Source organism: Corallococcus sp. AB032C (assembly GCF_003668935.1).
Lineage (GTDB): Bacteria > Myxococcota > Myxococcia > Myxococcales > Myxococcaceae > Corallococcus > Corallococcus exiguus.
In genome coordinates, this window is the sequence record NZ_RAWP01000116.1 from 20,408 (window position 1) to 30,756 (window position 10,349).

Consider the following 10,349-nt stretch of genomic DNA (forward strand, 5'->3'; position numbering starts at 1 on the left):
GTCTCCGTCCAGCGAGCAGCCCCGCGCGTCAGCGTGCGCCTCACGCGGGGTTGCTGTGCTTTCTAGCAGACATCCTCCGGCCCCCGCTAAGCAGGGCCGGAACTTTGCACGCCAACTGGAACCCGTTGTTGCGGGTCTGGAGCCGAAGCGTCAGTAGTACTCGCGCGGGCTCTGTGAGTTCTGCGGCTGGCGCTCCGTGCGAACCACGAAGTCCCTCGCGCTGTTGTCCGAGTCATACCCATTGCCGCGCACGGCATCCGCGCCTTGCAGGCCCAGGGTGGTGCGGGTGGACGTGGGCAGGGCCTTGCGCTCCAAGCTCCCTCCCTGTGGAGCGAAAGGGGCACGGCAGCACTCAGGCGAGTTCGGTGCACCATACAGCAGTGCATCCACCTCCCTGTTCGGGAGGCCATCGGGCCGTAGGAGGCGGAGGAGGCCGCGTCCCGACATGGCGATGTCGAACGCGTAGGCGTCATCCGCGGCGACGGGGCCCGTGTAGGTCGGGTTGCCCAGCAGGAAGTAGCCATGGGCGGGGATGACACTGCCCTCGCGGAAACCAAACCCGCCCGTGAAGCCCGTGGACCCGATTTCGTGGTCATAGAGCAACTCCCAGTAGGACAGGTCCACGTCCTCATGCGTCGGGTTGAAGAGTTCGATGAAGCCGCCACGCGAGGGGAGATTGGCGCTGGAATGGAGGCCGCTGACCTCGCTGATGACGACATGGTTCGTCAGCGGCGGAGGCGGCACCGACGCCACCACCGACACCGAACCGTACGCATTCGAGGGCGAGCGGACCGGCCCGTTCTGGTCGCAGTACAACCAGCCGGAATAGGGCATCCGGTAGCGGAAGCCGTAGCTGTAGCGGCCCAGCGTGGGGATGCGCAGCACCGCGTTCAACTCGTCTTCGTTGGAGCCACCCGGGGCGCTGTAGTCCGGATTGAACGAGGCCGGCGTCCACGTCCAATCTCCAGGGAGCGTCGTGTCCACGCCGTAACCCAGTTGCACCTCGAGCAGCGGGTAGTAGTCATTGCCCTGTGGATTCCCGGTGGTCAGAGAGCCTCCGGAGAACCGGGTGTAGATGTCGTAGGAGGTGTTGGGGAGGATGTACGCCGGGTAGCTGCCATCCGCGGAGGGGAACGTCTTCGGGGAGTGGATCTTGCAGAAAATCGCGGGCGAGGAAACCAACCGGCAGTCGCCATTGGGCTGCCGCGGCGAGCCGTAGTCCCCACGGCCATTGCCCACTCGCCGATGCGCGTCACACCAGTACCAGGGCCTCGCGCTGCCATTCGTGCCCACCATCGAATCCGCGAGGCTCATGGCGTGGCCGGGGGTATGGGGGAAGTCGTGGGTGTAGACGACGCGGTCCACCTCCGTCGTGCCATGACGGACGCTGAGGGTCCCGGTGTCTCCCATGACGAACGAGGGACCATAGACATGGTCCACGGGCACGAATCCATTCGCGGTCAGGTCCCCGTCTTGCCCGAGCACCCGGAAGGACCCTGGCGGGATGAGAGACGCGGCCCACTCGTCCGGGTTGACCGTGAAGGAGAGGGGCTCGCCCACGCCGTTGTCATAGGTCACGGTGAGCCCCGCGATGCTCAGCAGCTTGTCGCTGGTGTTGCGCAACTCCAGGTACTCCGTCCTCCCGGCTGAAGGAGAGTGCATCACCTCCGAGATGGACAACTCACCCTTCTCCGGTGCGGGCGCGGTGGTGCACGCGCCATGAAAGCAGGCACCGTCCTCACCGGGGCAATGGGTGGTTTTCGTCGATTTGACCTGGCAGTAGGGATTTCCCGCCGGCGAGTCCACACACACCTGCTTGGATGTGATCAGCGTCCGGGCATCCGGCATGCAGTCGGTCAGGGGCTCCCAGCACCGGTCTTCGCAGGGACTGGGGGTTCTCACACTGGAGAGCGCCAGCGTGCTGGCATTGCCCGCGCCATCGAAGGTCTTCAGCGCGAAAAAATAGGTCTCGCTCATGTCCAGGTCGGTGAGGGCATGCCACCGGTAGGTGCCAGCACGCGCGGGCGCCCCCAGGATCGACAGGACTGTCGCTGATTCGAAGTCCGCATCGGTGATGGCCTCCGTGGCATAGCGCAAGTCGTAGCGCGCCGCGGTGCCCAGGGAGCCGTCATCTCCTGAGTCTTGCCAGGTCAACGTGATGCTCGTCGCGGACGGGGCGTACGCATGGAAGTCCACGACGGGGCCCGGTGCCTTCGTATCGGAGATGATCAGGTCCGGGGACGTGACGCGAGCGAGGCCGTTGGCTTCCGCCTGAAGCTGGTAGGTGCCCTCGTCAGTCACCAGGGCACCGACGAAGGTCGCCACGCCGTCCACGGTGGCGCGCGTGACACGTCCCTGGGGGAAAGCGCCTCTCGCGAACGTCAGCGCCACGTCGCGCGACGTGGCGCTGACCCTGTTGTCGTGCGCATCGCGCAGCGACACCTGGATGTCCTCCAGTGCCTCCCGCACCTCACCCGTCGTGGGCGCGGCGTCGAAGGCCAGGTGGTCCACGTCCGCCGGGAGGATGACGTAGTGGTGCGAGGCCGTGAGCGCGGGCTCCGACACATCCTCCGCGACGAGCACCTGCTCGCCAGCGGTGCGCAGCTCCACGCTGAAGGTGTGCCGGCCCTCGTCCAGCAGGGTGAACGTATACGCGCCGGGCAGCACCGCCTGCGCATCCGAGGAGGAGAACGTCACCGTGGACGCGTAGTCCTTCGCCACGTTGCCGTAGAGGTCACGCGCCACCAGTTCGTAGCTCAGCGACTGGCCCGCTCCGAAGGGGCCCGCGCTCGCGACGACTTCGAGAGACGCGGCCGTGCTGGCGCGCACCTCCGCGTCCACCGTCCCGGTGAGCGCCGGGGTCGCGGTGTCCGTGACGGTGAGCGACTGCGTGCCCGCCGTCTTGAATACGAGGCCGGAGACCGTCTTCTCGCCCTGGTCCGCCGGCGTGAAGGTCGCATCCGGAGGCAGCACCGCCTGCGTGTCCGAGGACGTGAAGTGCACCGTGCCGGCGTAGTCCTTGAGGATGTTCCCGTAGGCATCCGTCGCGGACACGCTCACATCGACTGAGTCGCCTGCATCGATGGGGTCCGTGAAGGCCGCCAGCACGAGCTTCGCCGCGGCACCTGCGTCCACCGTGAAGGGCTGGCTCACCTTCGTCAGCGCTCCCGCCGTGGCGGTGAACGTGAACGTGCCCGCCGTGTCCACGCGCAGGCCAGGGAACGTGGCCACGCCATTCACCGCCGCCACCGTCACCGCCGTGAAGCCGGGCTGACCGGTGAGGCTCAGCGTCACCGCCGTAGTGGCCATGGGGACAACGTCCCCCCGCGCGTCCAGCAGCGACACCTTCACGTCCGCGAGCACCGAACCCGCGGTGCCGTTTGACGGCTGCGGCGTGAACGCCAGCTGCGTCACCTGCGGATCCGCCGTGGACACCGCGAGGCTGTCCGACCGCGCGGAGTTACCGTGCGCGTCCGTCACCTTCAGCGCCACGTGGTACGTCTGGCCCGCCCCGAGCCCGGAGAGGGTCGCGGACTGCACCGCGCCCGCGGGCACGGGGGCGGCGACCGTCACCGGCGTCGCCGCGTTGAAGGCCGCGTCCGTGGTGATGGCGGACGTGGAGTAGCGCAGCTCCTGCGACGTCAGCTGCCCCTGCACACCGTCATCCCCCACGCCCGTCCATTGCACGGTGAGGCCCGTCTCCGTGGCCCCCGTCTGCGTCAGCACCGGCTTCGCGGGCGCCACGTCGTCCACCACCTGCACGTCCGCGCTGCTCACGTCCTGCATCTGGAGAGGCGCCACGGAGGCAATCAAGTGAGTGGTGCCATGTCCCGCGATGCTCAGGTCCGGGAACGTCGCGACACCGCCGTCAGCCCACTGCTGCAACCCTCCCGACAGCGTGAAGGCACCCGCCGGCACCGAGACATGCACCAGGATGCCAGTCACCGGCGACGTATTGCCGAAGGCGTCCTTCAATTCGACCGTTACGGTGCCCAGGGCTCCGCGCGTCGACACGCGCGACGAAGGCTGCTGCGTGAAGACCATGTGCGTGGGCAACGCGCCGGACACGTCCACGGGGGAGGTGAACGAGAAGGCCCCTGCGCTGTCAGCAATCGTCAGGAACTGGGGCCCGGCCGTGCGGAAGGTGATGCCTTGGAACTTGAACCTGCCCGCGTCCGCGGCGGTGAACGTGTGGGAGGGCAGCGTCGCGGCCGCGTCCGTGGACGTCAGCGTCACCGTGCCCGTGTAGTTCGTCGCCGTGTTGGCGTACATGTCCGCGAGCGTGATCTCCAGGGCCTCCGCCGCACCCGCCGTGGCGGTATCCAGGATGCGGTCCACCCCCAGCGCGGACACCGCGCCGGGCGCCACCGTGAAGACAGTGCTGGCCACGGGCTCGAAGCCCGGAGCGTTCGCGCTGAAGTGGTAGCCCTCGCCCGCCTTCGTCAGCACCACGTCCGGGAAGGTCGCGACGCCGTTCACCGCGGCCACCGTCAGCAGGCCCTCCGGCACCACGCTGCCACCGGAGCCTGGCGACAGCGTCACCTCCACCGTGCTGTCCGTCACCACCGCGCCAGCGCCGTTGCGCACCTCCACCACCAGACCCTGGAGCGGCACACCCGCCACGCCGTCCGGCAGCGCCGAGCGGAACGCCAGCGTCTTCACGGTGTTGACGTCGGCGAAGTCCACCGTGGCCGTCGCGGTGAGCGGCACCCGCCTGTCGAGGTCATCCGTCACCGACGCCTTCACCGTCTTCACGCCCGGCACCGTGGACGTCACCCTCGCCCGAGCCACGCCGGTGATGTCGGTGATGGCCGCCGACTCCAGGATGGAGGCGCCCTCCCCCTCCACCGTCAGCGACACCGCGAGCCCGGACAGCGGGGAGCCGTCCGTCTTGCGCAGCGCCGTCACGGTGATGACCGCGGTGTCCCGGCCGTTCGCGAGCACGCCCGTGGGCCGGTCCACCACCACCGTGGAGGCGGCCGCGTCCACCACGCCCGCGGGCGGAGGCTGCGGGGAGACACCGGGCTCCGTACAGCCCAGGGACAACCCCAGACACAGCACGCTCAACCCCAGACAGCGAGCGAGCACAGCAATCCGTGGGTCCATGGATGTCTCCGTCCAGCGAGCAGCCCCCGCGCGGCGACGTGTGCACCACGCGGGGTTGCAATGCCTTCTAGCAGACATCTCCCGGCCACCGCGAAGCAGGGCCGGGACCGTACGCCTCGACTGGAATCAGCTGTTCATGGCCTGGAGCAGCGCGGCGCCGCCCAGCAGGGACTGGCCGCCGTCGCAGACCATGATGGCGCCGGTGATGAAGGACGCCGCGTCGGAGGTCAGGAAGAGGGCCAGCCGGGCGATGTCGTCCGGGGTGCCGAAGCGCTGCAACGGCAGGGCCTCCGCGAGCTTCTGGCGCGAACCCTCGGAGGGGGCCAGGCGGCTCATGCCCTCCGTGCCTTCAATCGGGCCCGGGGTGATGGCGTTGACGCGCACGCCCGTGCCGCCCCACTCGATGGCGAGCACGCGGGTGAGCATGTCCACGCCGGCCTTGGCGGCGCACACGTGGGCCTGCATGGCCATGGGCAGGTACGCCTGGGGCGCGGAGATGTTGATGACGGCGGCGCCCGGCTTGCGCAGGTGTTCGAAGGCGGCGCGGGACACGTTGAAGGTGCCCAGCACGTCGATGTCCATCACCGCCTTGAAGCCGTTGGAGGACATGCCCAGCACGGGCGCGGGGAAGTTGCCGGCCGCGCCGCACACCAGCACGTCGATTTCGCCGTACGCGTCCTTCACCTGCTGGAGCGCTTTCTCCACGGACGCGTAGTCGCGCACGTCCGCGGCCACGCCCATGGCGGTGCCGTGGGCCTGGAGGCCCTTCACCGCGCCCTCCAGCTTCTCCACGTTGCGGCCGTTGATGGCCACCTTCGCGCCCGCCTTCACGAACGCGGTGGCGATGCCGAGGTTGATGCCGCTGCTGCCGCCGGAGACGAACGCCGTCTTGCCCTTGAGCAGCCCGTCCTTGAACACGCTGTCCGCCATGGAGTCGCTTCCTTTCGAAATCAGCCGAATTCGACGACCTTCTGCCCGAAGAGGCGGTCCACGGCGAGGAGCAAATCGTCGTTCACCTGCACCTTGAGGGTGGTGCCGGAGATGTGCGCCTCCGCCTCCCCGGGGAACAGCACGCTCACCGCCACCGGCGTCGCGCCCGCGTACTTCTTCGCCAGCTCGTTGAGCTTCGCCAGCCGCTCCTCCGTGACGATCTCCGCGGGCAGCCGCAGCTCCAGCCGCTTGGTGCGCTTCTCACGCACGGCCTTGAGGCTCTGGATGTCGTCGACGATGAGCTCCGCGGTGGGCGTGTTCTCGTCGCGCTGGGAAATCTGCACGGTGCCGGTGACGAGGATGGGGTCGTCCGACTTGAGCAGGTGCTCCCAGTGCTCGTATCCCGGCTTGGGGCCCTGCTTGGCCCACTTGCCGTCCTTGCCCATCACGTTGCGCGTGCCGTCCTTGCCCGGGAAGCACACCAGCTCCGTGGAGCCGGACAAATCCTCGATGGTGACCCACGCCATGCGCTTGCCCGTCTTGGTGGGGCGCTCGCGCAGCACGGTGATGATGCCCGCCACGGTGAGCTTCTCGTCGCGGCGCGCGCGCTGCACGGCGGTGATGGGCCGCGCGTAGCGCTTGAGCTCCTTCTCGTACTGGTACAGCGGGTGGCCGGACACGTAGAAGCCGATGGACTCCTTCTCGAAGGCCAGGCGCTCCTTCTCCGGCCACTCCTCCACCGCCGCGTAGTCGTCCTTGAGGCCGGTGCCGGCGGACGCGGGGCCCGAGAGCATGCCGAACAGCGAGCTCTGCCCGGCGGCCTTGTCCTTCTGGCTGGAGGAGCCACGGTTCATCGCGCGCTCAATCGTCTCGAAGAGCTGCGCGCGGGGGCGCTTCTCGAAGTCGAAGGCGCCGGCCTTGACCAGCGCCTCCAGCACCTTGCGGTTGACGCGGCGGCCGTCCACGCGCTCGCAGAAGTCGAAGAGGCTCTTGAAGGGGCCTTCCTTGCGCGCCTCCAGGATGGACTCGATGGCGCCCTCGCCCACGCCCTTGATGGCGCCCAGACCGAAGCGGATCTTCCCCTCCACCGCGCCGAAGGCCAGGTCGGACAGGTTCACGTCCGGCGGCAGCACCTGCGTGCCCGACTCGCGGGCCTCGCCGATGTGCTTCACCACCTTGTCGGTGTTGTCCTTCTCGCTGGTGAGAAGGGCGGCCATGAATTCGCACGGGTAGTGGGCCTTGAGCCACGCCGTGTGGATGGTGACCAGGCCGTACGCCGCGGAGTGGCTCTTGTTGAAGCCGTACTCGGCGAACTTCTCCATCAGGTCGAAGATTTCGCCCGCGACCTTCAGGTCCACGTTGTTGATCTTGCAGCCTTCGAGGAAGCCGGCCCGCTCGGCCTGCATGACCTCGGCCTTCTTCTTGCCCATGGCGCGGCGAAGAAGGTCGGCGCGGCCCAGGGTGTAGCCTCCCAGCACCTGGGAGATCTGCATCACCTGTTCCTGGTAGACGATGACGCCGTAGGTGTCCTTGAGCACCGGCTCCAGGTTGGGGTGCGGATACGACACCTTCTCCCGGCCGTGCTTGCGGTTGATGAAGACGTCCACCATGCCGGCGTCCAGCGGACCCGGGCGGTAGAGCGCGCCCGCGGCGATGACGTCTTCGAAGCAGGTGGGCTTGAGCTTCATCACCATTTCGGTGAAGCCGCTGGACTCCATCTGGAAGACGCCGGCGGTGTCGCCCTCCGCCATCAGCTGCCACATCTTCTCGTCGTGCAGCGGGATTTCGTGCCGCTTGATGTCCTTGCCGTGGTTGCGGTTCACCAGGTCCAGCGCGTGCTGGATGACCGTGAGCGTCTTCAGGCCGAGGAAGTCGAACTTCACCAGGCCCGCGGCCTCCACCTCGTCCTTGGCGAACTGGGTGATGAGGATCTTCTCGCCGGGCGGCTGGTAGACGGGCACGAACTCCCAGAGCGGCTTGTCCGCGATGACCACGCCCGCGGCGTGCATGCCGGGCTGGCGGTGCAGGCCCTCCAGCGCGAGCGCGATTTCCAGCACGTCCTTGGTGGTGACGGGGTTGCCCTCCACCTCACCGATGTTCTGGGGCTTTTCGATCATCTCCTTGAGGCGAGGCTCCATTTCGATGGCCTCCTTCAAGGTGATGTTGAGGACTTCGGGCACCAGCTTGGCGATGCGGTCGCCTTCGCTGAAGGGCAGGCCGAAGACGCGGCACACGTCGCGCAGCACGCTCTTGGCCTTGAGCGAGCCGAACGTGATGATCTGCCCCACGTTCATCTCGCCGTACTTGCGGCCCACGTACTTGATGACCTCGTCGCGCCGGTCCTGGCAGAAGTCGATATCGAAGTCCGGCATCGACACGCGCTCCGGGTTGAGGAAGCGCTCGAAGAGGAGGTTGTACGGGATGGGGTCCAGGTCGGTGATGCGCAGCGCGTAGGCGACGAGCGAACCGGCGCCGGAGCCACGGCCCGGGCCCACCGGGATGTTGTGGTCCTTGGCCCAGTTGATGAAGTCCTGGACGATGAGGAAGTAGCCGGAGAAGCCCATGCGCTGGATGACGCCCAGCTCCAGCGTGAGGCGCGCCTGGTACTGCTCGCGGTCGATGGGGTACTGGCCTTCCAGTTCCTTGAAGCGCTGGCGCAGGCCCTCGTAGGACAGCTCCGACATGAAGGAGTCCGGGGTGTGGCCATCCGGCACCTTGAACGTGGGGAGCATGGGCTTGCCCAGCTTCAGCTCCACGTTGCACATCTCCGCGATGCGCATGCTGTTGTGCACGGCCTCCGGAGAGTCGGAGAAGAAGCCGAGCATCTCCTCCGGGCTCGTGACGTAGAGCTTGTCGGTGGAGTGGCGCAGGCGCTTGTTGTCCGCCAGCGTCTTGCCGCTGGCGATGCACATGAGCAGCTCGTGTGCCTTGGCGTCCTCGCGCTTGATGTAGTGCGCGTCCGCGGTGGCGACGAGCGGGATGTCCAGGTCACGAGACAGCTGCTTCAGGTTCTCGTTGGCCTTGTCCTGCTCGACCATGCCGTTGGACTGGACCTCCAGGTAGAAGCTGTCGGGCTCGAAGATGCCCTTGTATTCGGAGGCCACGCGGCGGGCGTGGTCCATGTCGCCGCGGAAGCACGCGCTCGTGACTTCCCCGCCCAGGCACGCGGTGAGGCCCACGAGGCCCTTGCTGTGCTCCGCGAGCACCTGCTTGTCGATGCGCGGGTGGTAGTAGAACCCGTTCATGTACGCGGTGGAGGACAGGTAGCGCAGGTTCGCGTAGCCCTCCGCGTTCTTGGCCAGGAGGATGAGGTGGTGGGCCACCTTCTCCGAACGGTCCTCGCGCCCCTTGGGGCCGGCGACGTAGGCCTCCAGGCCGATGATGGGCTTGATGCCCGCGTCCTTCGCCTTCTTGTAGAAGTCGATGGTGCCGAACATGTTGCCGTGGTCCGTCACGGCCACGCTCGACATGCCCTTCTCCTTCACCGTCTTGATGAGGTCCTTCATCCGGATGGCCCCATCCAGCAGCGAATAGAGGGTGTGGAGGTGAAGGTGGGTAAAGGACATGGGCGTTCCGGCTCCCGGTGAAGAAAGAGGCGCCCGAACACTAGAGCCCGCAACCCCTGCTCGCCAGTCCAGTAACGGCACAGGTGAAAACAGCGGGGCCGCGATGGATCCAGGGCCCGGAAAACCGGCCTGGGAGACACCGGGAGCGGAATTCCAGCCCCCCGTCCGTCCGGGCGTGGGCACTCCCTCCGGACATGGGGTGGCCGCCGTGGGATTCGTGACCACGCTGCCCCAGGATGCCCGCCTTCGCCCGTACACCGCCGACGTTCGCTCGCGCCCTCCTACTGGGCTGCCGGGCGGGCCTGCTCGTCTTCCTGGCGCTCTACACGCTCTGTGCCCTGCTGAACATGCAACTGGGTTACCAGGGAAACGAGAGCCGCGTCGTCACGGAGTACGTGTGGAGCGCGTGGCGGAGCGTGGTGTTGTGGCAGGTGGCGCGGCTGTTGGGCGCGTACTGCGTGGTGGGGCTGCTCTTGGGGGCGCTGCTGGGCGCGGGGCTGTGGGCGGCGGAGCGGAGCCGGCGCGCGGTGTTCTGGCTGAGCGGTCTGGGGTGCCTGGTGGTGGAGGGCTTCCTGGTGGCGGCGGACATGGCGCGGCATCCGCACCTGTACGCGGCGACGCTGTACGAGCGCTCGGAGGTGACGGCGGAGGTGCTGCGGGTGCTGAGCGGCACGCAGCCGTCGGGGTGGACGTTCGCGGCGTGGGTGCTGCCGGTGTTGAGCGTGCTGGCGGTGGTGGGGCGGTGGC

General features: G+C 67.8%; 3 protein-coding genes and 1 pseudogene. 1 reads left to right on the plus strand and 3 read right to left on the minus strand.

What is annotated here, in order from left to right; all coding sequences use genetic code 11:
- Positions 1 to 150: 150 nt before the first annotated feature.
- From D7X99_RS34980 to dnaE, 3 genes are all read right to left on the minus strand, one after another.
- Entirely contained in the window at positions 151 to 5,106 is a 4,956-nt protein-coding gene (locus D7X99_RS34980; protein WP_158627119.1) for an Ig-like domain-containing protein, read from the minus strand.
- A gap of 126 nt (positions 5,107 to 5,232) precedes the next feature.
- A complete protein-coding gene (locus D7X99_RS34985; protein ID WP_121781562.1) occupies positions 5,233 to 6,036 on the minus strand; it encodes an SDR family oxidoreductase in 804 nt (267 codons plus the stop codon).
- A 20-nt stretch (positions 6,037 to 6,056) separates the two neighbouring features.
- Positions 6,057 to 9,602 carry a DNA polymerase III subunit alpha gene (gene dnaE, locus D7X99_RS34990; protein ID WP_121781563.1) on the minus strand — a complete coding sequence of 1,182 codons (3,546 nt, stop codon included), beginning with the start codon at positions 9,600 to 9,602 and terminating at the stop codon, positions 6,057 to 6,059.
- 236 nt (positions 9,603 to 9,838) lie between these two features.
- Here dnaE and D7X99_RS34995 point away from each other — a divergent pair.
- Positions 9,839 to 10,349 (plus strand): annotated as a pseudogene (locus tag D7X99_RS34995) (arylsulfatase); the annotation flags it as partial.

Coding starts and splice junctions, on each gene's coding strand:
- D7X99_RS34980 (WP_158627119.1), bottom strand. CDS start 5,106: ATGGACCCACGGATTGCTGTGCTCGCTCGCTGTCTGGGGTTGAGCGTG.
- D7X99_RS34985 (WP_121781562.1), bottom strand. CDS start 6,036: ATGGCGGACAGCGTGTTCAAGGACGGGCTGCTCAAGGGCAAGACGGCG.
- dnaE (WP_121781563.1), bottom strand. CDS start 9,602: ATGTCCTTTACCCACCTTCACCTCCACACCCTCTATTCGCTGCTGGAT.